The organism is Xanthomonas sp. NCPPB 1132 (assembly GCF_056629235.1).
In genome coordinates this window covers 2896821-2920724 of the sequence record NZ_CM152819.1, presented here as the reverse complement: position 1 = coordinate 2920724, position 23904 = coordinate 2896821, and the positions used below count along the sequence as shown (strand labels likewise).

The window sequence follows — 23904 nt, the reverse complement described above, 5'->3', positions numbered from 1 at the left end:
GATACCGACCACTCCCCCTCTGTGCCGGCCCGGCCCAACCTAGGCGCGCTTGGTGACATTTGTTTGAAATCCGGGAGCGCGCGCGGCAGGCGGCTGCCGCGGTGGACGCGGTGCCGCTTGCGCAGTGCGCGACGAGGTCGATATTGCAACGCAGCAAATGCAGGGTCGGCACTGGGTGCCGGGGGAGGGCCGGCAACGACCCGGACGCGGCCCCAGGCAAGCCACGCCGGTATTCCATCGCTATAGCGTCAGTCCATATCCGTGCGGCATCGAGGCATACCTCGCGTCGCGGTTGACAGGCTTGGGGCGATTCGGGAAGCGTAGGCGCCGGCCGCACCTCGGCGTGTGCGGTCCGGCCGCGACATGGCATGCGTTCGCCGTTCCTGGGAGGGAGTCTCTTGCACACACAGACCGCTGGCGCGCGCGCGCCGCTTCGCACGGCGCTGGCCGCGGCCGCCGCTTTGGGCCTGCTGGCCCTGGCCGCCGCGGTTCCCGGTCGCTCCGTGCCGGTCGCACCGGCGGCCGCACCGCCGCCGCCGATCCATCCGGACCGGTGGCCGTCGCCGGCCTGGCCATTGAAGGAGGATCCGGCGCTGGAGGCGCGCATCACCAAGCTGATGGCGCAGATGTCGGTGGAGCAGAAGGTCGGGCAGACCGTGCAGGGCGACATCGGCAGCATGACCCCGGAGGACGTGCGCAAGTACCACATCGGCTCGGTGCTGGCCGGCGGCAATTCCGATCCGGGCGGCAAGTACGACGCCAGCCCGGCGCAGTGGCTGGCGCTGGCCGATGCCTACTACGCGGCGTCGATGCAGACCGACGGCGCCGGCCCGGCGATCCCGATCATCTTCGGCATCGACGCGGTGCACGGGCAGAGCAACATCGTCGGCGCCACGCTGTTCCCGCACAACATCGGCCTGGGCGCGACTCGCGACCCGGAACTGATGCGCAAGATCGGCGAGATCACCGCCGCCGAGACCCGCACCACCGGCATGGAGTGGACCTTCGCCCCGACCGTGGCGGTGCCGCAGGACGACCGCTGGGGCCGCACCTACGAAGGCTATTCGGAGTCGCCCGAGGTGGTGGCCAGCTTCGCCGGCAAGGTGGTCGAGGGGCTGCAGGGTGTGCCCGGCACGCCGGGTTTCCTGGACGGGTCGCACGTGATCTCCTCGGTCAAGCACTTCCTCGGCGACGGCGGCACCACCGACGGCAAGGACCAGGGCGATACCCGGATCAGCGAACAGCAGTTGCGCGACATCCACGGCGCCGGCTATCCGCCGGCGATCGCGGCGGGGGCGCAGACGGTGATGGCCTCGTTCAACAGCGTCAACGGGGTCAAGATGCACGGCAATCAGGTCATGCTGACCGACGTGCTGAAGGGGCAGATGCATTTCGGCGGCTTCGTGGTCGGCGACTGGAACGGCCATGCCCAGGTCCCGGGCTGCCGCAAGGACGATTGCCCGGCCGCGTTCAACGCCGGCGTCGACATGCTGATGGCGCCGGACAGCTGGAAAGGCGTGTACGAGAACGCGCTGAAGGCGGTGAAGTCGGGCGAGATCCCGATGGCGCGGCTGGACGATGCGGTGCGGCGCATCCTGCGGGTCAAGCTGCGCCTGGGCCTGTTCGAGGCCGGCAAGCCGTCGCAGCGCCCGCTCGGCGGCAAGTTCGCGCTGCTCGGCGCGCCCGAGCACCGCGCGGTGGCGCGGCAGGCCGTGCGCGAATCGCTGGTGCTGCTGAAGAACCAGCAGCAGCTGTTGCCGCTGAAGCCGCAGCTCAAGCTGCTGGTCGCCGGCGACGGCGCCAACGACATGGGCAAGCAGGCCGGCGGCTGGACCCTCAACTGGCAGGGCACCGGCACCAAGCGCGCCGACTACCCCAATGGCACCACCATCTGGGAGGGCCTGCAGCAGCAGGTCGGCGCCGCCGGCGGCAGTGCCGAACTGGCGGTGGACGGCAAGTTCACCACCAAGCCGGACGTGGCGGTGGTGGTGTTTGGCGAGCATCCCTACGCCGAGTTCCAGGGCGACATCGCCACGCTGCTGTACAAGCCCGGCGACGACAGCGACCTGGAACTCATCAAGTCGCTCAAGGCCCAGGGCATCCCGGTGGTGGCGGTGTTCCTGAGTGGGCGGCCGCTGTGGGTGAACCGCGAAATCAACGCCGCCGACGCCTTCGTCGCGGCCTGGTTGCCGGGTTCCGAAGGCGCCGGCATCGCCGACGTGCTGCTGCGCAAGCCCGACGGCAGCGTGCAGTACGACTTCCACGGCAAGCTGAGCTTCTCCTGGCCGCGCACCGCGGTGCAGTTCGCCAACAACGTCGGGCAGAAGAACTACAGCCCGCAGTTCGCCTTCGGCTATGGCCTCACCTACGAAGACAAGGGCGATCTGAGCCGGCTGTCCGAGGTCTCGGGCGTGTCCGGTGCGCAGGCAGTGGGCGGGGTATACCTGGACCGCGGCAAGCCGGCGGTGGGCATCAACCTGATCCTGTTCGGCGGCGCCCAGGCCAACCTGCCGGCGGCGACCTTCCCGGCGGCACTGGCCGACGGATCGCTGAAGGTCACCGCGATCGACGACAAGGCGCAGGAGGATGCGCGCCGCTTCGTCTGGTCCGGCAGCGGCAAGTCCGGGTTGGCGCTGGTGTTGCCCAAGCCGCTGGACGTCTCGCGCGAGAGCAATGGCGACGTGCAACTGATCCTGACGTTGAAGGTGGACGCGGCGCCCAGCGCAGCCGCGCGCCTCGGCGTGGCCTGCGGCCACGACTGCGGCGCGCGCGTGGACCTGGGCAAGGCCTTGGCCGCGCTGCCCAAGGGCGAGTGGCGCACGCTGGGCGTGCCGTTGAAGTGCTTCGCGGCGGCCGGCGCCGACCTGACCCGGCTGGAGCGTCTGCCGGAGATCGAGAGTGACGGCGCACTGGACCTGGCGCTGTCGCGGATCGCGCTGGGCAGCAGCAACGACGCGCAGAGCGTGGTCGACTGCCCGCTGCACTGAGCGGCGGCGCAGGCGGCGAATGGGTTGATCGAACGAGCGGCGCCGCCCATGCGGGCGGCGTCATGGACAACGGTGCGACAGGGCTGCGGCCCGTAGGAGAAGGCAGTGGGGTTGGCGACGTTGGATGTGGCGATCGTGGTGGTCTACCTGGCGGGCATCTTCCTGCTCGCGCAATGGGTGTCGCGGGAGAAGGCGGGGCACCGCAAGAGCGCGGAAGATTACTTCCTGGCCAGCAAGACCCTGCCGTGGTGGGCGATCGGCGCCTCGCTGATCGCGGCGAACATTTCCGCCGAGCAGATCATCGGCATGGCCGGTTCCGGTTACGCGATCGGCCTGGCGATCGCCTCCTACGAGTGGATGGCGGCGCTGACCCTGCTGATCGTCGGCAAGTTCTTCCTGCCGATCTTCCTGCGCAACGGCATCTACACCATGCCGCAATTCCTGGAGCAGCGTTACGGCAAGTGGATCCGCACGCTGATGGCGGTGTTCTGGCTGCTGCTGTACGTGTTCGTCAACCTGACCTCGATCCTGTGGCTGGGGTCGATCGCGGTGAGCCAGGTCACCGGCATGGACCAGACCCTGGCGCTCGCGCTGATCGGCGTGTTCGCGCTGGTCTACCAGCTCTACGGCGGATTGAAGGCGGTGGCGCTGACCGACATCGTGCAGGTCACCCTGCTGGTGCTCGGCGGCCTGCTGGTCGCAGGGCTGACCCTGTCGAAGATCGGCGACGGCGCCGGTGTGCTCGCCGGCTTCCGGCATCTGTGGAACGCTCACCCCGAGCACTTCCACATGATCCTGTCCAAGGACAACCCGTTCTACAAGGACCTGCCGGGCCTGAGCGTGCTGCTCGGCGGCCTGTGGGTGATGAACATCAGCTACTGGGGCTTCAACCAGTACATCATCCAGCGCGCGCTGGCGGCCAAGAACATCGGCGAGGCGCAGAAGGGCATGGTGTTCGCCGCGTTCCTGAAGCTGCTGATGCCGGTGGTGGTGGTGGTGCCGGGCATCGCCGCGGTGGTGCTGGCGCCGGACCTGGCCAAGCCCGACCAGGCCTATCCGACCATGATGCAGTTGCTGCCCAGCGGCATCCTCGGCCTGGTGTTCGCCGCGCTGGTGGCGGCGATCGTGGCCTCGCTGGCGTCCAAGATCAATTCGGTGGCGACCATCTTCACCCTGGATTTCTACGCCAAGTTCCGCCCGCAGGCCGACCAGCCGCAACTGGTGCGGGTCGGCCGCGTGGCCGCGGTGACCTCGGTACTGATCGGCATCCTCACCGCGCGGCCGCTGCTGGGCAATTTCGACCAGGGCTTCCAGTTCATCCAGGAATTCACCGGCTTCTTCACCCCGGGCGTGGTGGTGATCTTCATGCTCGGCCTGTTCTGGAAGCGCGCCAACGAGGCCGGCGCGCTGACCGCGGCGATCGGCTCGGTGCTGCTGTCGTTCGCGCTGAAGAAGCTGTGGCCGGAACTGCCGTTCATGGACCGCATCGGCCTGGTGTTCGTGCTGTCGCTGGTGGCAGCGGTGGTGGTGTCGCTGCTCACCCCGCTGGCGCCGGCGCGCGATCTGATCCGCACCGACGATGTGCGCTACGGCACCACGCTGGGCTTCAAGCTCGGCGCCGCCGTGGTGATCGCGATCCTGGTAGCGCTGTACGCGGTGTTCTGGTGAGCCACGGGCCGGCCGTGGCGCGGTGCGCTCAGGCGTCGCCGCCCTGCCACGGCTCGGCCAGCCAGGCGTCGAGCGCCTCGGCCGGCATCGGCCGCGCGATCCAGTAGCCCTGGCCTTCGTCGCAGCCCCACTCGCGCAGCATCCGGTACACGGTTTCGCTCTCGATGCCTTCGGCCACCACCTGCTGGCCGAAGTCGTGGCCGAGATGGATCATCGACGGCACCAGCATGCCGTCGCTGCGGCTGCCGGGCAGGGCGCGGATGAACGACTGGTCGATCTTCAGCGCGCTGGCCGGGATGTTCTTCAGATAGCCGAGGTTGCTGTAGCCGGTGCCGAAGTCGTCGATGGCGATCTTCACCCCGAGCGCGCTGATCTGCTGCAGCTTTTCGCCCACACGCTGCGGATCGCGGATCATCGCGCTCTCGGTGAATTCGATCTCCAGCGCGCCGGGGGCCAGCGCGTGCTGCTGCAGCAGCGCCTGCAGGCGGACGATGAAGTCGACCTGCTCCAGGTCCACCGCCGACACGTTCAGCGCGACGCTGAAGGTGTAACCGCGCCGTTGCCACAGCGCCGCCTGGGCGATGCCGTTGCGCAGCACCCAGGCGGTGATGCGGCTCATCAGTGCGGTCTTTTCCGCCAGCGGAATGAAGTCGTTCGGCGCCACCGTGCCCAGCAACGGATGCTGCCAACGCAGCAACGCCTCCACGCCGACGCATTCGCCGCTGCGCAGGCTCACCCGCGGCTGGTAGTGCAGGCTCAGCTGGCCTCTGGCGTCCAGTGCCTCGGGCAAGGCGGCGAGGATGCGGAAGGCATTTCGCTGGTTGGCGTCGTGGTTGCGCTCGTACAGGCTCCAGCGCTGGCCGCGCTGGCGCGCCATGTCCACCGCGGTGGTCAGCGAGCGCACCGTGTGGTTGGCGCTGAGCGCACCGTCCAGGCGCACCGCGCCCAGCGAGGGACTGGCCGCGTGCGGAATGCCCTGGTGGTCGATCGCCGCGGCGAAGGCGTCGCAGACGTGCTCGCACCAGTACTCCAGATGCGCGGTGTCGCTGCCTTCCATGATGAACACGAAGGTGGTGGTGTCGATGCGGTACAGCGGCAGGCTGCCCAGCGCCTGGCGCAGGCGGTCGCGCGCGGCCAGCAGGTAACCTTCTGCGTACTCCCAGCCCAGCGCCTTGACCATGTCGCGGAAATAGTCGATGCCGCACACGTCGATCGCCACCGCGGTGTCGTGCTGGTCCGCGCTCTGCAGCGACAGCCACATGGTCAGGTCGTCGTTGAAGCGGCTGCGGTTGGGCAGGCCGGTCAGCGCGTCGACGAAGCCGCTGTTGCGCAGGGTGTCGATGCGCACCATCAGCAGGTCGCGCAGGTCCTGCAGGGTGCGCCGCGCGACCTCGTCGAACTCGTGGCGCGGCTCGCTGTCGATCACGCACAGCGTGCCGAGGCTGGCGCCGTCGGCCATCAGCAGCGGCGCGCCGGCGTAGAAGCGGATGAACGGCGGTCCGGTGACCAGCGGGTTGTCGCAAAAGCGCGGGTCCTGGCGCGCGTCGGGCACCACCATCAGTTCCGGGCTGTGGATCGCGTAGGCGCAGAACGCCTGGCTGCGCGGCGTCTGCGGCACCTCCAGACCGACCCGGGACTTGAACCACTGGCGATGTTCGTCGATCAGCGAGACCAGCGCGATCGGCACCCGCAGGTAGCGGGACGCCAGTTGCGTGACCAGATCGAAGACCTGGTCGGCCGGCGTGTCCAGCAGGCACAGCTGGCGCAGGGCACTGAGCCGTTGCGGCTCGTCCAGCAAGGCGGGTGGGGGAGACTTCAGCATGCCGGGTTATCGGCCCGGTAGCAGGGGACTTGAGCGCTGGCCGGACGGGCGGTTCAGGCTGCCGCGGCGCCGCGCCGCACGCTCAGCGCGGCGGATCGCGCTGCGGGCTGGGCCGCTTGGCCAGCTTGCGCTGCAGCGAGCGGCGGTGCATGCCGAGCAGGCGCGCGGCCGCGGACACGTTGCCGCCGGTCTCGTGCATGGCCTGCTGGATGTGCTCCCACTGCAGGCGGCTGAGCGGGGTCATCGCGTCCGGCACGTCGCTGCCGTCCTCGTCTTCGTCCTCCTCGGCCTCCAGGCCGATCGCGCGCAGGATCATCGGCACGGTGGCCGGCTTGGGCAGGTAGTCGTCGGCGCCGAGCTTGATCGCCTCCACCGCGGTGGCGATGCTGGCGTAGCCGGTGACCAGCAGGATCTGCATGTCGGCGCGGATCGCGCGCAGCGGCTGGATCAGCGCCAGGCCGGATTCGTCGCCGAGCTTGAGATCGATCAGCGCGTAGTCCGGCGGCGACTCGGCGGCAAGCGCCAGCGCGGCGGCGGCGCTGTCGGCGGTGCGCGTCTCCAGGCCGCGGCGGGCGAGGGTGCGTTGCAGGGTGCGCAGGTACAGCGGATCGTCGTCGACCAGCAGGCCCAGCGGGGTGTCGGTGTTCATGCGGAGGTCTCCAGGGCGAGCAGCGGCAGGCGGAAGCCGACCCGGGCGCCATGGTCCGGCGCCGGCTCGGTCCACAGTTCGCCGCCCAGGCGTTCGATGGTCGCATGCGACAGCGCCAGGCCCACGCCCATGCTCTCGGGCTTGCCGCTGCGGAACAGGGTGGCCGGCAGGCCGACCTGGTTGGCGTCGAAGCCGCCGCCGTAGTCGCGCACCTCGCCGACCAGTTCGCTGCCGGTGACCCGCACGTTCAGGTCCACCTGCGGATGGCCGGCGCGTTCGCCGGCGTCGGCGGCGTTGTTCAGCAGGACCTGCAGCAGGTGGCCGATGGCGCTTTCCATGCGCAGCTGCAGCGGCGCGTCGTCGTTGCGGCGCAGGCGCACGGTGGGCCGCACCAGTTGCCACTGGTGCAGCACCTGCGCCAGCGACACGGTCTGCCCGCCGGCGCGCTGCGCCGGTGCGGCCAGCGCCAGCACCCGCTCGCGGCACTGCACCAGCAGTTCGCGCAGCGTGTCCAGGTCTTCGCGCAGTTCCGGCTGGGTGCTCTGTTCGGCGATGTCGTCGGTGAGCAGGGTCATCGTCGCCAGCGGCGTGTTCAGCTCGTGCGCCACCGAGGCGGCATGGGTGGCCAGGGCGACGATGCCTTCGTTGCGGGTGAAGCGCTCGCGCAGCAGCGCCAGTTCGCGCTCGCGTTCGCGCATGGCCATCGCCAGGCGGGTGGAGAACACCAGTACCACCACCGTGGACAGCAGGAAGTTGGCGGCCATGCCCCAGCGCTGCAGGTCCAGCGCCTGGTAGGGGCCGTGCGGCAGCGGCAGGCCGAAGACGGCGCTGACCGTATAGCCGGCCACGCAGGCCAGCGCCACCGCCAGCGCCCAGCGCAGCGGCAGCGCCAGCACCGCCAGTGCGATCAGCACCAGGAACAGCGAGCCGAAGGCGTTGCCGATGCCGCCGCTCCAGCCGACCATCCAGGTCAGCACCGTCACATCGACCAGGATGTGGCCGAAGGCGGTGGCCGGGGCGGCCGAGTCGGCATGGCGCAGGCGCAGCTGCGCGTACAGGTTGAACAGCGCCAGCACCGCCACGCCGGCCCACAGCGGCGCCTGCGGCAGCGGCAACTGCAGCGGCCAGGTCGCCACCAGGATCGTCGCGGCCTGGCCGGCTGTGGCCAGCCAGCGCAGGCTGCACAGGGTGCGCAGGAAGGAGGCGTCGGTGGAATCCATGCTGCGCATCGTATGCGCTGGGCCGGGGGCCTGCCTGCGACAAACCGTCGCAGCGGCGCCGCCTCGCTGAATCGGCGGTGCCGGCGCGTGCGGAAGGAGGCGCCGCGCAGGCTAAAATGGGCGCATGTACGATGCCGTCAGCCGCCCCACGCCCCCCGCCGATGCCGCGCCCTGGGCGCGCCGTCTCACCCAGCCGGTCCGCATCGGCGGCGTCACCATGGGCGGCGGCAAGCCGGTGGTGGTGCAGTCGATGACCAACACCGACACCGCCGACGTCGCCTCCTCGGTCAAGCAGGTGGCCGAACTGTGGCGCGCCGGTTCGGAGCTGGTGCGCCTGACCGTCAACAATCCCGAGTCGGCCGCGGCGATCCCGCGCATCGTCGACAAGCTGCGGATGATGGGCATCGAGGTGCCGCTGATCGGCGACTTCCACTACAACGGCCACCAGTTGCTGGCCGCAGAGCCGGCCTGCGCCGAGGCGCTGGCCAAGTACCGGATCAATCCCGGCAATGTCGGCTTCGGCAAGAAGAAGGACACCCAGTTCGCGCAGCTGATCGAATTCGCGCTCAAGTACGACAAGCCGGTGCGCATCGGCGCCAACTGGGGCTCGCTGGACCAGGCGCTGGCGGCGCAGCTGATGGACGAGAACTCGCGGCGCGAGGTGCCGTGGGATGCCGGCCGGGTGCTGCGCGAGGCGTTGATCCGCTCGGCGCTGGATTCGGCCGAGCGCGCGGTGGAACTGGGCCTGGGCCGCGACCGCATCGTGCTCAGTTGCAAGGTCAGCGGCGTGCAGGAACTGATCGCGGTGTACCGCGACCTGGCGCAGCGCTCGGACTTCGCCCTGCACCTGGGCCTGACCGAGGCGGGCATCGGCAGCAAGGGCATCGTCGCTTCGGCGGCCGCGCTGGCGGTGCTGCTGCAGGAAGGCATCGGCGACACCATCCGCATCTCGCTGACCCCCGAGCCGGGGCAGTCGCGCACGCAGGAAGTGATCGTCGCCCAGGAACTGCTGCAGACCACCGGCCAGCGCGCCTTCACCCCGCTGGTCACCGCCTGCCCGGGCTGCGGCCGCACCACCTCCGAGTTCTTCCAGGAGCTGGCCAAGGTGGTGCAGAACCACGTCCGCGCGAAGATGCCGGAGTGGAAGGTGAGCCATCCCGGCGCCGAGAGCATGACCCTGGCGGTGATGGGCTGCGTGGTCAACGGACCGGGCGAGTCGCGCCACGCCAACATCGGCATCTCCTTGCCCGGCACCGGCGAGGCGCCGGCCGCGCCGGTGTTCATCGACGGCGAGAAGAAGGTGACCCTGCGCGGCGAGAACATCGCCCAGGAGTTCGTGGCGCTGATCGACGAGTACGTCGAACGCACCTATGTCCGCCGCACCGGGTGAGTCCGCCGCCGAGGCGGCCGGGCTGCGCCGCTGGTTGCGGCTGAACGCCTGGCGCGTGGTGCTGCTGTTCGCCGGGGTACTGCTGCCGCTGGGCGTGTTCGTGGCCCTGGCCGAGGACGTGCACGCACTCGAAGACCTGTATTTCGACGAGCCGTTGCTGTGGAGCATGCGCGGCCTGACCAGCCCGGGCTGGGATCGTTTCTTCACCGTGGTCACCGAGGCCGGCTACCAGTACGGGGTGATCCCGCTGGACACGCTGATCGTGCTGGTGCTGCTGGGCCTGCGCCGCTGGCGCGAAGCGCTGTTCGCCGCGCTGTCCTTCATCGGCTCGGCGCTGCTGAACATGGGTGCCAAGCAGTTCTTCCAGCGCGACCGGCCGAGCCTGTGGGAGTCGATCGCGCCCGAGCACCACACCTTCAGTTTCCCCAGCGGTCACGCGATGGGTTCGATGACCCTGGCCGCGGTGCTGATCGCGCTGAGCTGGCGTACCCGCTGGCGCTGGCCGGTGCTGTGGCTGGCCGGCAGCTTCACCCTGCTGGTCGGTGTGTCGCGGGTGTACCTGGGCGTGCATTACCCCTCGGACATCCTCGGTGGCTGGAGCGCGGCGCTGGTGTGGGTGGTGGGGCTGTACCTGCTGCTGTTCCGCGGCGCGCGCCGGCCGCGCTGGCGCGTGCGGCGCGCCGTGTCCTAGCGGCGCCGTTCGATGCGTGGCGACGCACCGTAGCGCAGCACGCTCAAGTTCCGGCGGCGGTCGCCGATAACGCGATCTTGCAGGGATAGGGGGCAAGCAGGGGATGGACGTCGAACGGCGCAGCGTTGCGGCGGCGAAGCCTGGTCGATGAGGCGCTGGAACTGCCGCCCGATGCGGCCGCGCGCGATCAAGCGCGCCTACGCGCTGCGCTTGAAGACCACCCGGCCCGACGACGACCCGGGCGCGTTCCAGCAGTTGGACGCGACCTATCGGGCGGCATTGGCCTGGGCGGAAGCGCCGACGTGGCGCGCAGCACGCGCGCGCCACGATCGATGACCTGCAGGTCGATGTGTCGCTGGTGCCACCTGCGGCAGTGCGTCCGCTGGTCGTGGGCCCCTGGCCGATTTCGTGCATACCCCGGTGTTGAAGGGCGAACTGGCGCCTCGCGCATTGCTGGGCGCGGCCATCGGCCAGTATCGTCATCCTGTCGGGATGCGTAGCGGCGGATTGGGGGTGGCCGTCGGTTCCGCGCTCGCCTACGTCGCGACATCCCGCATGGCAGGCCGCATGGACACCGAATCCCGAAAGGCGATCATCCCTGGGCTCGGCGTGGTGGGGGGCTGTGCGTACCTCTGGCCATCGCGGTCCAGGCCGGTGCCTGGCCCGGCGCCGTGGTTGCGCTGTTGTTCCGGGCCCTCTCGCTGATCCAGGACATCCAGCATCGCGCCCTGCACAGGCACGTCTAGAATTTTCATAATGGATAGGGACACAAGGATCCGCACATGATCGTAGGTATCGACCTCGGCACCACCCACTCGCTGATCGGCATCCACGACGCCGACGGTGGGCGCCTGTTCGCCAATCCACACGGCGGCCTGTTGACCCCGTCGGTGGTCAGCGTCGACGACGATGGCAACCTGCTGGTCGGCCAGCCCGCCCGCGATCGCCTGGTGACCCATCCGGGCCACAGCGTGGCCGCGTTCAAGCGCTGGATGGGCAGCCCGCGCGAGACTCGGTTGGGACAGCGCAGTTTCCGTCCGGAAGAGCTGTCCGCGCTGATCCTGCGCTCCCTGATCGCCGATGCCGAGGCCGCGCTGGGTGAGAAGGTCGAGGAAGCGGTCATCAGCGTGCCGGCGTATTTCTCCGACGCACAACGCAAGGCCACCCGGGTGGCCGGCGAACTGGCCGGTATCCGCGTCGAACGCTTGATCAACGAGCCGACTGCCGCCGCGCTCGCCTACGGGCTGCAGGAGCGCGGGGGAGAAGGCCGCGTGCTGGTGCTCGATCTCGGTGGCGGCACGTTCGACGTGTCGCTGTTGGAAATGTTCGACGGCGTGGTGGAAGTGCATGCGAGCGCAGGCGACAACTTCCTCGGTGGCGAAGACTTCCTGCAGGTGCTGGTGGACGGTTTCTGTGCCGAGCATCGGCTCGATCCGGCCAAGCTCGCACCCAGCGACGGCGCCCAGTTGCGGCGACGGATCGAGCAACTCAAGCGCGAACTGAGCACCCAGGCGCAGGCGGCAGTGAGCCTGAGCATCGCCGGGCAGACGTACAGCTGGGACATCGACGAGTCGCGCTTCGCCCAGCTGGCCGAGCCCTTGCTGCAGCGCATGCGCGCACCGATCGAACGGGCGCTGCGCGATGCCAAGTTGCGGCCGTCGGAACTGGACGACATCGTGCTGGTCGGCGGCGCGGTGCGCATGCCGATGATCAGCCGCCTGGCCACGCGCATGCTCGGCCGCCTGCCGCTGCGTCACGTCAATCCCGACCATGCGATCGCCCTGGGGGCGGTGGTGGCGGCCGGCCTGAAGAGCCGCGACGAGAGCCTGCGCGAGGTGGTGTTGACCGATGTCTGCCCTTATACGCTGGGAACGCAGGTATCGCGCCGCGGCGGCGATGGGCAACTGCGCAACGGGTATTTCCACCCGATCATCCCGCGCAACAGCGTGGTGCCGGTCAGTCGCGAAGACACCTTCTATCCCATCCACGAGCGGCAGACCGAAGTGGTCATCGACGTCTACCAGGGCGAGAACCCCATGGTCGAGCGCAACATCAAGCTGGGCGAAGTGCGGGTGGCGCTGGATCCCAAGCGCCCGCGCAACGAGCAGAGCGTGCTGACTCGCTTCACCTATGACGTGGACGGTTTGCTGCAGGTCGAGGTCGTCGAGGAGGCCACCGGCAAGCGGCACGAATTGATCCTCGAACAGAATCCCGGGCTGCTCGACCGCGACGAAATCGCCCGGCGCTTGCTGGCGCTGGCCGAACTGAAGGTGCACCCGCGCGATCAGCAGCAGAACCTGGCGATGCTGGCACGCATCGAGCGTGTCTACGAGGAGTACATCGACGAACGCCAGACGCTGCAGCATTGGCTCGACCAGTTCCGCGCGGTGCTCGAAAGCCAGGAGACGGTCCGTATCGAACGCCATCGCCAGGAACTGGCCCAGACACTGGACGAGCTGGAAGCGCGCGCATGAGCTGGGCATTGGCGGCATTGGGGCTGGATGAGGACGCCGACGAGCGCGCCATCAAGCGGGCCTACGCGGCGCGCCTGAAGGTGACCCGTCCGGACGAAGATCCGGCCGGCTTTCAGCAACTCCACGAGACCTACCAGGCGGCGCTTGGCTGGGCGCGGCACTTCGCCGCTGCGCATCGCCCGGCCGAGCCGGCCGTCGAGGGCCTGGAACACCAGGATGATGTACTGCACGCGCAGGCGCAGGCGGATGTCGGGTTTGCGCGGGCTTCCTTGGCGCAGGAAACCGTGCGGGCGCCCACGCAGCATGATGCCGACGTGCTTCAGCCTGCCAACGTCGCGGAAGCGCCCGAACGCTTCGCAGTGCCAGAGGCCGCCGAAACGCCAGCCATCCGGCATCCTGCTGTCGCATCCAGGATCGGGCCTGCCGAGACGGAGCCTCCGTCCGTGGACATGGCGCAGATGCAGTTGCGCATCCTGCATCAAGCGCAGCAACTGGAACCGGCAGCGCTGCGCGCCTGGCTGCTCGCGCAACCGGAGCTTTGGTCGCTGGACCACAAACCGCAGATCGGTGCCGACCTGCAGCGCCATCTGCTCGAACACGAGGAAACGCTCAGCCTCTACCACTACGAGGTGCTGGCGGATTTCTTCGACTGGGAGCAGGCGCTGGACGCTCCCGATCCCTACCTCGTGCAGCATGCCTGCGCACGGATGCACCAGCGTTGGCGGCTGCAACCGTCCGGGCATGGAGAGCTGAGCGAGGCGCTGCGGCGGCGCGGCGACTCAGATGCGTCCGTTCCCTATGTGCGCAAGTTGCTGGCGTTGCTGGGCCCGAAGGCGTCCGACAGTGCGGTGTTCGCGGCGATGCTGTGGCCGGGCCGGCCCACCCGCATGCGGCGGCTGCTTGAACTGATCGGCTACGTGCCGGATGGTCGCAAGCCACCGCCGCCGTTGCAGCGAGAGCGTGCCAACACCTGGTACCTGGCCGGCGAACGGCACATGTTCAATCCGATTGCCTTCATGGTCGGAGTGGCGCGTAGCCTGATCGCGGCAGCAGCCTTCCTGCTTCTGTGCCTCTTGTTGGCGATGCTCGATCGCAATCCGGCACCCGGGATCTCGCCGATGCTGAAGGCCGGCGGCATCGGCGCCGCTCTCATCGTTGGTGGCTGGCTTGCCTGGGACTGCTTCGCTTCGCTGCTGCGTTGGCAGTCCCGACACGAAACCGATGCCTGCGTCAGACGCCCGCTGTTGCAGCGCTTCTTCATCCCGATGCTCGGCATGGTCGCCATTGCATGCATTGCAGCGGACAAGTCCTGGGCTGCCGCAGCCATCGCCTTGCCGCTATTGATGATCGCGGTTGTACGCTGGATGCGCCGTGCTGGATACCGGCTTCAGATGGAATGGGGTTGGGGCTGGGTGTGGGCTGGATTCTTTGTGCTCAAGGCTGCCTTCCTGGGGGTCGGCATGTTGGTCCTCTACCCGCAGGTCGCGCTCGGCGGCACCGCGATCGCCTGGCTTGGCGATCTGATCTCGCAGTGGAGAGCCAGAAAGAGGGCGATGGCCTGACCGGTTACCAGCTCGAACTGGCGCCGCCGCCGCCGGAGCTGCCGCCGCCGGAGGACGAGTCGCTGCTGGAGGACGAAGACGAGGAGGAGGAGGACGATCCTGGGGACTCGGCCGCGGCGCGTTCCTTGGCGGCCTGCTCGGCGTAGTAGCTGGCGGTGTAGGCGAACACGCCGGGCGCGGTCTCGGCGATGTGGCCCTTGCGGATCAGCGCATTGCGCCGCCGCGCGAGCGACTGCAGGAAGCGGCTGTAGCGTTGCGGCGAGCGGTAGCGTTGCGCGGCGACGGCCAGGGTCAGCACCAGGATCAGCAGTTCCAGCGCCAGGAAGATCACGTACATGGTCATCGACCTGGCCGACAGCAGGAACACGAAGATGCCGGGATTGGCGCTCAGGAACAGGCGGATGAACCACGCCAAGAAGCCGCCACGTGCGGTGTCCTGCACCAGTTCCTCGGGCTTGCCCGACAGGCGTGGGTGCCGCCGCAGCAGGCGCCTGCGCAGGATGCCGGTCCAGGCACTGCGCAGCGGCGGCAGCAGCCACACCAGCGCCAGCAGGCCTGCCCAGGCGATGGCGCCGCGCCGCCAGTGCATGCCGTCGTCGGCCGGTTGCGCCAGTTCGGCGACGGCTGCGGGATCCTGCGCGGCGGCGCGGCCCATGAAGTCGAAGGCGGCCACGATGGCGTCGGCGGTGTCGCCCTGGCGCAGGCGTGGGGCCAGGTAGTCGTCCAGCGCGTGCCGGGCGACCACGTCGGGCAGCACGCCTTCCAGGCCGTAGCCGACCTCGAAGCGCGAACGCCGGTCCTGCATCGCCAGCACCAGCAGCAAGCCGTTGTCGCTGCCCTGCCGGCCGAGCCGCCAGGTGTGGAAGGCGCGCTCGGCCAGCCGCTCGATCGGTTCGTCCTGCAGCGACGGCACGATGTAGACCGCGCCCCAGATGTGCTGACGTTCGCGCAGGCGCTGCAGCGCCGCGTTGATCCGTTGGGTGTCGTCGGCGCTGAGCGTGCCGGCGGGATCGACCACGTTCGGCGTGTAGGGCGGAATGGCGACGGCGCCGCGGCCGAGCGCCGGCCACAGCAGCAGGGCCAGGAGCAGCAGCGTACCGGGCCGGAACGGCGCCCAGGCGCATAGCGTGCCGGGGCTGCGGCGCGGAGTGGTGACGTGTGGGCGCTGTTTGCGCATCGCTAGGCCAGGCTGTGCAGGGCCGCGGCACGCGCGTGCAGCACGGTCGTGTCGAACAGCGGTACCGCCGCGTCGGCGGGGCCGACCAGCAAGCCGATCTCGGTGCACCCCAGGATCACCGCCTCGGCGCCTTGCGCCTGCAGCCCGGCGATCACCTCGCGGTAGCGTAGCCGCGACGATGCCTGGACCAGACCCTGGCACAGTTCCTCGTAGATGATACGGTGCACGTCCTCGCGCGCCGGCGCATCCGGGATCAGCACGTCGAAGCCGCGCCGCTGCAATCGTTCGCGGTAGAACGCCTGCTCCATGGTGAAGCGGGTGCCGAGCAGGCCGACGCGGACGATGCCGGCGGCCTGCAGCGCATCGGCGGTGGCATCGGCGATGTGCAGCAGCGGCAGCGGCACCGCGGCGGCGATCGCGTCGGCGACGCAGTGCATGGTGTTGGTGCACAACACCAGGAAATCGGCGCCGCCGGCCTGCAGTGCGCGCGCCGACGCCGCCAGTGCGGCGCCGGCCGCATCCCAGTCGCCGTCGCGCTGGTACTGCGCGATCTCGTGGAAGTCCACGCTGTGCAGCAGCAGCTTGGCCGAGTGCAGTCCGCCCAACTGTGCGCGCACCGTCTCGTTGATGTGCCGGTAGTAGGGCAGGGTGGATTCCCAGCTCATGCCGCCGATCATGCCGATGGTCTTCATCCTGGGTCGCTTGCTGCCGTCTTGAGTGCGCGAGGATGGTAGCGGCATCGGCCACACGCAGCGACCGCGCGTGGCGCTCAGGCGTCCAGCGTCGGGGGCGTGCCGGCACCGGCGCGTGCCGCGCGCCGCGCCAGCACCGCCTCGCGATGGGCGATGTAGGCGTTGGCGCCGAGGATCACCACTGCGCCGAGCACGGTGCCGCCGTCCGGTGTTTCGTCGAACAGCCACCAGCCGAACAGCGCCACCAACGGCAACTGCGTGAAGCTGATCGGGGTCAGCGCGGAGACCTCGCCGAGGCGCAGCGCATGCGTCCATAGCAACTGCCCGAGGGTGCCGAACAGGCCGGTGGCCAGCAGCCACAGCCAGTCGATGCCCTGCGGCCAGCGCCACACGAACAGCGCCGGCAGCAGCGACATCGGCACCCAGAACGCGTAGGTGTAGAACACCACCGTGTTGGCGGCGTCCACCCGCGCCAGTTGCTTGATCTGGATCGCGACCAGGGCGCTCATCACCGCCGCCAGCACCGCCACCAGGGTGCCGGGGCTGAACGCGGCGGCGCCGGGGCGCACGATCAGCAGCACCCCGACGAAGCCGCACAGCACCGCCAGCCAGCGCCGCAGCCGCACCGTCTCGCCCAGCCATAGCGCGGCGGCCAGGGTCGCGAACAGCGGGGTGGAGTAGGACAGGGCGATGGCCTGCGACAGCGGCAGATGGCCGATCGCCCAGAACCCGGCCAGCATCGACACCAGGCCGATCGCGGTGCGCAGCAGGTAGCGCGGCAGTTGCGCGGTGCGCGGCCATGGCCGGCCCGGGCGCAGCAGCATCGGCAACAGGAACAGCAGGCCGAACAGGTTGCGGAAGAACGCGATCTGCAGCGTGGACAGCTGCGCCGAGGCCAGCCGGATCGCAACGACCATCAGCCCGAAGGCCATCGTACTGGCCAGCATCAGCAGCGCCGCCCGCAGCGGCGTGGGCGCGCTTACCACTGCGCGCCGACGATACGCGGTTCCGGCTCCAGGATGACGCCGAAGCGCTCGCCCACCGAGGCGGTGATACGCCGCGCCAGCGCCAGCAGTTCGGCACCGCTGGCCTGGCCGTGGTTGACCAGCACCAGTGCGTGCGCGGCGGACACGCCGGCATCGCCGTCGCGGTAGCCCTTCCAGCCGCAGGCCTCGATCAGCCACGCCGCCGACAGCTTGCGCTGGCTGTCGTCGTCGCCGGGAAACACCGGCAACGCCGGGTACTCGTGCTGCAGCGCCAGCGCCTGTTCCAGCGGCAGCAGCGGGTTCTTGAAGAAGCTGCCGGCGTTGCCGAGCACGTCAGGGTCGGGCAGCTTGCGCCGGCGGATATTGATCACCGCCTGGGCCACGTCGGGCGCGCCGGGCGTGGCGATGCCCATCGCCTGCAGTTCCTCGCCGATGCCGGCGTAGTCCAGGCGCAGCGCGTGCAGCCGCGGCAGGTTGAACTCCACCGCGGCGATCAGGTAGCGGTCGGGCTGGCGCTTGAACAGGCTGTCGCGGTAGCCGAACTCGCAGGCGGCCGCGTCCAGCCGCACGAAGCGCGCATCGGCGCGGTCGTAGGCCTCGACCACATGCACGAACTCGCCCATCTGCGCGCCGTAGGCGCCGATGTTCTGGATCGGCGCGGCGCCGACCGTGCCGGGGATCAGCGCCAGGTTTTCCAGGCCGGACAGGCCCTGCGCCAGCGACCACATCACCAGCTCGTGCCAGCCCACGCCGGCGCCGGCGCGGACGATGGCGTAATCGGCGCGGTGTTCCAGGGTGTCGATGCTGCGATTGGCGAAGCACAGCACCACCCCGGGCGCGTCGCCGGCGAACAGCATGTTGCTGCCGCTGCCCAGCGGCAGCAGCGCGGCGCCGGCCAGTTCCGGCGCCAGCAGCGCCTCCGGCAGCGCTTCGGGGGCGAAGATCTGCAGCAGCCACGGCGCCTGCGCGGCGACGTGGAAGGTGTTGAGCGCCTGCAGCGGCGCCTGCGCGGTGAGCGACCAGGCCGTGGTGCTCATGGCGCGACCACGTCCCCGCGGCTGGGCGCTTCGCGGCGTCGGCGCATCGCCTCGACGCACTCGCCGATCAGCTCCGGACCGCGGAACACCAGCCCGCTGTAGCACTGCACCAGGGCCGCACCGGCGGCCATCTTCGCCACCGCGTCGGCGCCGGACAGGATGCCGCCGACACCGATCAGCGGGATGCTCTCGGGCAGGCGCGCGCGCAGCCGGCGCAGCACCAGGGTGGACTGGCCCAGCAGGGGGGCGCCGGACAGGCCGCCGCTTTCCCCGCCCAGCGGCTCGTGCTCCAGGCCGGGCCGGGCGACGGTGGTGTTGGTGGCGATCACCCCGTCCACCTGCAGGTCCGACAGCACCCGCGCCGCCGCGTCGATGTCGCTGTCGCTCAGGTCCGGCGCCACCTTGACCAGCATCGGCACGCGCTTGCCGTGGCGCGCGGCCAGCGCTTCCTGCGCCTCGCGCAGCCGCGCGATCAACTGCCGCAGCGCCTGTTCTTCCTGCAGTTCGCGCAGGCCGGCGGTGTTGGGCGAGGAGATGTTGACGGTGACGTAGTCGGCCAGCGCGTAGACCTTCTCCAGGCCGTGCAGGTAGTCGGACGCGGCGTCCTCGTTCGGGGTGTCCTTGTTCTTGCCGATGTTGATGCCGAGCAGGCCGCGCCGGCGCCGCGCGCGTTCGACGTTGCGCACCAGCGCGTCCACGCCCAGGTTGTTGAAGCCCATGCGGTTGATCACCGCCTGCTGCCGCGGCAGGCGGAACATGCGCGGCTGCGGGTTGCCGGCCTGCGCGCGCGGGGTGACGGTGCCGATCTCGACGAAGCCGAAGCCCAGCGCCAGCAACGCGTCGATGTGCTCGCCGTTCTTGTCCAGGCCCGCGGCCAGTCCGACCGGGTTGGGAAACTCCAGACCGAAGGCGCGCGTGGGCATCGGTGCGATCGTGCGCGCCAGCAGCGGATTGGTGCCGGTGCGGTAGGCCAGTTCGATCGCGCGCAGGCCCAGGGCGTGGGCGCGCTCGGCGTCGAAGGCGAACAGGAACGGTCGGGCGAGGGAATACATGGCGTGGCTCAGGTCAGCGTCCCGGCGAAGGCGCGGGTGCGGTAATGGAACGCGACGACGCCGTCGCGCTGGTGCCGGTCGAACAATGCACGCAACGCCTCCAGCATCGGCGCGTGGCGCGGGTGGCCGGGCAGCGGCGCGTAGGAGGACGACAGCAGGCGTCCGCGCAGCGCCTCGAAGTCCATGCGCTGTTCGTTGGGGAACTGTGCGGTGCCGCGCAGGCCGGCGCCGAACCAGCGCTGCATGGTGGCATCGTCGTGATAGCGCTCGGCCACCGCGCTGTAGTCGGTGCCGTAATCCAGCAGCAATTGCTCGTAGCCTTCCAGGAACGGCGTAGCGTCAAGCAGGCGCGAGTTCCAGTAGACCAGCGCCAGGCCGCCGGGGCGCAGCACCCTCGCCCATTCGCGGCGCACCGCCTCCAGGTCGAACCAGTGGAAGGCCTGCGCCGCGCTGATCAGGTCGACGCTGGCGTCGGCCAGGGTGGTGGCCTCGGCGCTGCCGTCGATGGCGCGGAAGCCCGGCTGGTCCTGCAGCAATTCCTCGGCGGCCGCGCGCATCGCGGCGTTCGGCTCCACCGCCAGGGTCGGGTGCCCGGCCAGCAGGAACATCCGCGTGGAAATGCCGGTGCCGGCGCCGATGTCGGCAACCAGCGCGTCGTGGGCCACGCCCAGCTCGCCGTGCACCCAGTCAAGCAGGGTCGGCGGATAGCTGGGGCGATAGCGTACGTAATCGGCGACGCGGTCGCTGAAGCGCTCGCGCGGCGCGGCGGCCTCCCGGCTCACGACTGGGTGCTGGCGAACCACGCCAGCCCGCCGAAGAACAGCACGAAGGCCAGCACCGCCAGCACGGCCAGCACCACCGCGGCCCAACCCAGGATCAGCCCGCCCACCGCCAGGCCGTCGCCCTGGAAGCGCTGCGGCTGGCGGCGGATCTGCGCGCGCGCCAGATGCCCGGTGACGATCGCGCCGAGGCTGCCCAGCACCGGCATCAGGGTCCAGCCGAGGATGCCGGCGATCAGGCTGACCACTGCCAGGGAATTGGTTTCGCGAACGGTGCTCATCTGGACTCCTCATGCGAGCAGGGCGGCATGCGCCAGGTGGACGCGCGCTTGCGCAGGATGGGCGAATTATCCCAGAAGCGCGCCTGGCGTGCGCCGCTCATACGGGCATGCGCCCGTGCCGCAAGGCATGCGCCCAGTGCGGCTGGCCGTTGCGCTCGGCCTGCGCGGCGGCGCTGGCGTGGTCGTAGTCGATCGCGTGCAACTGCGCGTGCCACTGGCCGTCGCGGTATTCCAGCACCGCGTAGCGCGCCTGCGGCGTGCCGGTTTCGACCCGGTGCGGTTGCGGCTGGGTCTCGGCGTAGGCGGGCAGGCCGACACTGCCGGGATTGCACAGCAGGCGCCCGTCGTCCAGGCGCAGCGTGCGTGGCAGGTGGCTGTGCCCGCACAGCACCAGCGCCGCGTGCGGGGCGTCGCCGAGCCGCTCGCGCACGCGCTGCGCATCGGCGGCGCGCAGCCGCGGCGGTTCCAGTTCGTCGAGCAGCCAGCACAGGTCGTCGTGCGGCGTGCCGTGGCACAGCAGCGCATGCGGCAACGACAGGGTCGGCGGCAATGCGGCCAGCCAGCGCCGCTGCGCCAGCGTCAGTTGCGCATGAGCATAGGCGTCGCTGGCGCCCATGGTCGCCGGTTCCAGTTCGCTCAACTGGCGCTCGTGGTTGCCGCGCACCGTGGGCAGCGCCAGCGGCATCAGCCGCGCGGCGGTTTCCCGCGGCCACAGCGGGCCGGAAACGATGTCGCCCAGGTTGACGATCCGGTCCACGCCGCGCCGTCCGATATCCGCAAGCACGGCCTCCAGCGCGGGCAGGTTGCCGTGGATATCGGAGAGCGCGGCCAGACGCATCTTACAGATCGAATTTGATGCCCTGCGCCAGCGGCAGCGAATCGGAGTAGTTGATGGTGTTGGTCTGCCGGCGCATGTACACCTTCCACGCGTCCGAGCCGGACTCGCGGCCGCCGCCGGTGTCCTTCTCGCCGCCGAAGGCGCCGCCGATCTCGGCGCCGGAGGTGCCGATGTTGACGTTGGCGATGCCGCAGTCGCTGCCGGCCGCGGACAGGAACTTCTCCGCCGCCTTCAGGTTCTGGGTGAAGATCGACGAGGACAGGCCCTGCGGTACGCCGTTCTGCATGTCGATGGCCTCGTCCAGGGTGCTGTACTTCATCACGTACAGGATCGGCGCGAAGGTCTCGTGCTGCACCACTTCATCGCTGTTCTTCAGGCCGGTGACGATGGCCGGCAGCACGAAGTTGCCCGGGCGGTCCAGCGCGGTGCCGCCGGTCTCGACGGTGCCACCGGCGGCCTTGGCCTTGGCGATCGAGTCCAGGAACTGCTCGACCGCGCCGCTGCTGTTCAGCGGGCCCATCAGGTTGGCCGGGTCGGTGGGGTCGCCGATCTTGCCTTCGACCTGCTTGTAGGCCTTGACCAGGGTCGCCAGTACGGTGTCGTAGATCGATTCGTGCACGATCAGGCGACGCGTGGTGGTGCAGCGCTGGCCGGCGGTGCCGACCGCGCCGAACACGATGCCGGGCACCGCCAGCTTCAGGTCGGCGCTCTCGTCGAGGATGATCGCGTTGTTGCCGCCCAGCTCCAGCAGGCAGCGGCCCAGGCGGCGCGCGCACTTCTCGGCCACGACGCGGCCGACCTGGGTGGAGCCGGTGAAGCTGATCAGCGGGATGCGGGTGTCCTCGACCAGGCGCTCGGACAGCGCCACGCCGGCATCGTTGATCAGGAAGAAGATGTCCGGGAAGCCGGCATCGCGCAGGGCGTCGTTGCAGATCTTCATCGACGCGATGGCGGTCAGCGGGGTCTTGTTGGACGGCTTCCAGATGCAGATGTCGCCGCAGATCGCCGCCAGGAACGCGTTCCAGCTCCACACCGCGACCGGGAAGTTGAACGCACTGATGATGCCGACCAGGCCCAGCGGCTGGTACTGCTCGTACATGCGGTGGCCGGGGCGCTCCGAGTGCAGGGTGTAGCCGTACAGCATGCGGCTCTGGCCGACCGCGAAATCGGCGATGTCGATCATCTCCTGCACTTCGCCGTCGCCTTCCGGCTTGCTCTTGCCCATTTCCAGCGCGACCAGCGAGCCCAGCGCGTCCTTGTGCTTGCGCAGCGCCTCGCCGCACAGCCGCACCGCCTCGCCGCGGCGCGGGGCCGGGGTGGTGCGCCAGACCTTGAACGCGGCCTGGGCGCGGGCGATCACCGTCTCGTAGTCCTGCTCGGTGGTGGCCTGCACCTCGGCGATGATGGCGTTGCTCGACGGGTTCAGCGGCTGCAGTACGCCGGCGCCGGTGGCGCTGGACCACTCGCCATTGCCGAGATAGGTGCCGGAGTTGGTGGCGGCGAGGCCGAGCGCCTTGAGCAGGTCAGCGGACATGGAATCTCCTGGGTTCGTTGCGACAGGGAAGGCGACCGCAGGCGGGGGACGCGGGACGCGCAGCCAGCAATTTTAGCAGACCGGACGCAGCCGGCCGTCGCCGCTGCCGGGCTGGATACCTCGTGGGCGCAAAAGCCCACCGGCGCGCCGTCATGGCGGCTCCGCCACGTGCTTCGGCAGGCAAAGAGGGAGGACCGAGGGAGGGGGGCGCTGCCGGCACGCGCGCCGCTGCCGCCGACATGAACGAAATGGTGACCCCGGCGCGATTCGAACGCACGACCTGTCCCTTAGGAGGGGACCGCTCTATCCAGCTGAGCTACGGGGCCATTGGCCTGCGGGGGATTCTACGACGCTGAATCGCGCGTTGTCGCCCCGGCCTGCAATAACGTCCTCTACACCTTGTGCCGACGCGGGCTGAGCATCGCCCTGCGTAGGCTGCGGACGTCGGCCACTGCGCCTGGCGGCGATTCGCGCTGCGATCCCGCGTCGTTGCAGGGGCGACACATGACGGACGCAGTCGCGTCCGTCACGTCCGCTACAAGCGTCCCGACCGCAGTTCCTACGGCGGGACGATCGCCGCCGCGCATCGGCGGTCCTGGTCGCTGCGGGCTGGCGTGATCGCCGGTTGTCCGGCATGACCGCAGCGATTCCCACCCCTATGCGAAGCAGGAGTCACAGATGAAAACAGCAATGAAGATGGTCCTGGTCGGTTCGATGCTGGCTGCCCTGGCAGCGTGTAAGCGCGATGGCGACCAACCGGCCACCGATCCGAATGCGGCCAATCCGCCGGCCGCGGCCGATGGCAGCCCGGCAGGCGGCAGCACCGCTCCAGCAGGCAGCACCGCGCCGGCGGGCAGCACCAGTGGCGACGCCAGCGGCACCGCGACCGGCACCACCGGCACCGCGACCGGCACCACCGGCACCGATGCCGGCCAGGGCACGATGCAGGGGCAGGACGGCACGTCACCGACCACCCCGCAGGACCCGGCCAACCCGGATCCGCAGCAGCCGCCGCAGACGCCGCCGGCGGATCAGAAACAGCAGTAAGGCTTGCGCAAGCGCGCG

General features: G+C 69.8%; 20 protein-coding genes and 1 tRNA gene. 8 read left to right on the top strand and 13 right to left on the bottom strand.

Annotation, left to right across the window (positions count from 1 at the left end):
• Nucleotides 1-368: 368 nt before the first annotated feature.
• Both AC1G9L_RS12390 and AC1G9L_RS12385 read left to right on the top strand, forming a co-directional pair.
• Nucleotides 369-2987 carry a glycoside hydrolase family 3 protein gene (locus tag AC1G9L_RS12390; RefSeq protein ID WP_481069222.1) on the top strand — a complete coding sequence of 873 codons (2619 nt, stop codon included), beginning with the start codon at nt 369-371 and terminating at the stop codon, nt 2985-2987.
• A 105-nt stretch (nt 2988-3092) separates the two neighbouring features.
• Nucleotides 3093-4655, top strand: a complete 1563-nt coding sequence (locus AC1G9L_RS12385; RefSeq protein WP_010340044.1) for a sodium/sugar symporter — start codon at nt 3093-3095, stop codon at nt 4653-4655.
• 28 nt (nt 4656-4683) lie between these two features.
• Here AC1G9L_RS12385 and AC1G9L_RS12380 read toward each other — a convergent pair whose 3' ends face one another.
• The 3 genes from AC1G9L_RS12380 to AC1G9L_RS12370 all read right to left on the bottom strand — a co-directional run bounded on the left by AC1G9L_RS12380 (nt 4684) and on the right by AC1G9L_RS12370 (nt 8346).
• Complete coding sequence (locus tag AC1G9L_RS12380) at nt 4684-6477, bottom strand: sensor domain-containing phosphodiesterase (RefSeq protein ID WP_481069221.1); 1794 nt, start codon at nt 6475-6477, stop codon at nt 4684-4686.
• Nucleotides 6478-6559: 82 nt separating this feature from the next.
• Nucleotides 6560-7126, bottom strand: coding sequence for a response regulator (locus tag AC1G9L_RS12375; RefSeq protein ID WP_019802086.1), 567 nt, complete (start codon nt 7124-7126; stop codon nt 6560-6562).
• Nucleotides 7123-8346 carry an ATP-binding protein gene (locus AC1G9L_RS12370; RefSeq protein WP_481069220.1) on the bottom strand — a complete coding sequence of 408 codons (1224 nt, stop codon included), beginning with the start codon at nt 8344-8346 and terminating at the stop codon, nt 7123-7125. The genes AC1G9L_RS12375 and AC1G9L_RS12370 overlap by 4 nt, the downstream gene beginning before the upstream one ends.
• Before the next feature lie 124 nt (nt 8347-8470).
• On the opposite strand from AC1G9L_RS12370, the gene ispG reads away from it, so the two are divergent.
• The 5 genes from ispG (at nt 8471) to AC1G9L_RS12345 (ending at nt 14463) form a co-directional block, all read left to right on the top strand.
• On the top strand, nt 8471-9736 hold the full coding sequence (gene ispG, locus AC1G9L_RS12365; protein ID WP_019802088.1) for a flavodoxin-dependent (E)-4-hydroxy-3-methylbut-2-enyl-diphosphate synthase: 1266 nt from the start codon (nt 8471-8473) through the stop codon (nt 9734-9736).
• A complete protein-coding gene (locus AC1G9L_RS12360; protein WP_019802089.1) occupies nt 9717-10427 on the top strand; it encodes a phosphatase PAP2 family protein in 711 nt (236 codons plus the stop codon). Before ispG ends, AC1G9L_RS12360 begins: the two co-directional genes overlap by 20 nt.
• Before the next feature lie 171 nt (nt 10428-10598).
• Complete coding sequence (locus AC1G9L_RS12355) at nt 10599-10763, top strand: hypothetical protein (protein ID WP_019802090.1); 165 nt, start codon at nt 10599-10601, stop codon at nt 10761-10763.
• Nucleotides 10764-11209: 446 nt separating this feature from the next.
• Complete coding sequence (locus tag AC1G9L_RS12350) at nt 11210-12901, top strand: Hsp70 family protein (protein ID WP_019802092.1); 1692 nt, start codon at nt 11210-11212, stop codon at nt 12899-12901.
• A complete protein-coding gene (locus tag AC1G9L_RS12345) occupies nt 12898-14463 on the top strand; it encodes a J domain-containing protein (protein ID WP_481069219.1) in 1566 nt (521 codons plus the stop codon). Before AC1G9L_RS12350 ends, AC1G9L_RS12345 begins: the two co-directional genes overlap by 4 nt.
• Before the next feature lie 4 nt (nt 14464-14467).
• Here the strand turns inward: AC1G9L_RS12345 and AC1G9L_RS12340 are convergent, their stop codons facing one another.
• The 10 genes from AC1G9L_RS12340 to AC1G9L_RS12295 form a co-directional block, all read right to left on the bottom strand.
• A complete protein-coding gene (locus AC1G9L_RS12340) occupies nt 14468-15640 on the bottom strand; it encodes a TPM domain-containing protein (protein WP_481069218.1) in 1173 nt (390 codons plus the stop codon).
• 2 nt (nt 15641-15642) lie between these two features.
• Nucleotides 15643-16380, bottom strand: coding sequence for an aspartate/glutamate racemase family protein (locus AC1G9L_RS12335; RefSeq protein WP_481069217.1), 738 nt, complete (start codon nt 16378-16380; stop codon nt 15643-15645).
• A gap of 29 nt (nt 16381-16409) precedes the next feature.
• Nucleotides 16410-17279, bottom strand: a complete 870-nt coding sequence (locus AC1G9L_RS12330; RefSeq protein WP_050946502.1) for a DMT family transporter — start codon at nt 17277-17279, stop codon at nt 16410-16412.
• 32 nt (nt 17280-17311) lie between these two features.
• Nucleotides 17312-18355, bottom strand: coding sequence for a UDP-N-acetylmuramate dehydrogenase (murB, locus tag AC1G9L_RS12325; protein ID WP_017916939.1), 1044 nt, complete (start codon nt 18353-18355; stop codon nt 17312-17314).
• Nucleotides 18352-19407 carry a quinone-dependent dihydroorotate dehydrogenase gene (locus tag AC1G9L_RS12320; RefSeq protein ID WP_481069216.1) on the bottom strand — a complete coding sequence of 352 codons (1056 nt, stop codon included), beginning with the start codon at nt 19405-19407 and terminating at the stop codon, nt 18352-18354. The genes murB and AC1G9L_RS12320 overlap by 4 nt, the downstream gene beginning before the upstream one ends.
• Before the next feature lie 8 nt (nt 19408-19415).
• Nucleotides 19416-20189 carry a methyltransferase domain-containing protein gene (locus tag AC1G9L_RS12315; protein ID WP_019800061.1) on the bottom strand — a complete coding sequence of 258 codons (774 nt, stop codon included), beginning with the start codon at nt 20187-20189 and terminating at the stop codon, nt 19416-19418.
• Nucleotides 20186-20467 carry a DUF4190 domain-containing protein gene (locus AC1G9L_RS12310; protein ID WP_019800062.1) on the bottom strand — a complete coding sequence of 94 codons (282 nt, stop codon included), beginning with the start codon at nt 20465-20467 and terminating at the stop codon, nt 20186-20188. Before AC1G9L_RS12310 ends, AC1G9L_RS12315 begins: the two co-directional genes overlap by 4 nt.
• Before the next feature lie 97 nt (nt 20468-20564).
• On the bottom strand, nt 20565-21305 hold the full coding sequence (locus AC1G9L_RS12305) for a metallophosphoesterase family protein (protein WP_481069215.1): 741 nt from the start codon (nt 21303-21305) through the stop codon (nt 20565-20567).
• A gap of 1 nt (nt 21306) precedes the next feature.
• Nucleotides 21307-22839, bottom strand: coding sequence for an L-piperidine-6-carboxylate dehydrogenase (gene amaB / locus AC1G9L_RS12300; RefSeq protein WP_019801298.1), 1533 nt, complete (start codon nt 22837-22839; stop codon nt 21307-21309).
• A gap of 249 nt (nt 22840-23088) precedes the next feature.
• Nucleotides 23089-23165 (bottom strand) — tRNA-Arg (locus AC1G9L_RS12295).
• Between the two features lie 352 nt (nt 23166-23517).
• Here AC1G9L_RS12295 and AC1G9L_RS12290 point away from each other — a divergent pair.
• Nucleotides 23518-23886, top strand: coding sequence for a hypothetical protein (locus AC1G9L_RS12290; RefSeq protein WP_481069214.1), 369 nt, complete (start codon nt 23518-23520; stop codon nt 23884-23886).
• The last annotated feature ends 18 nt before the right edge of the window (nt 23887-23904 follow it).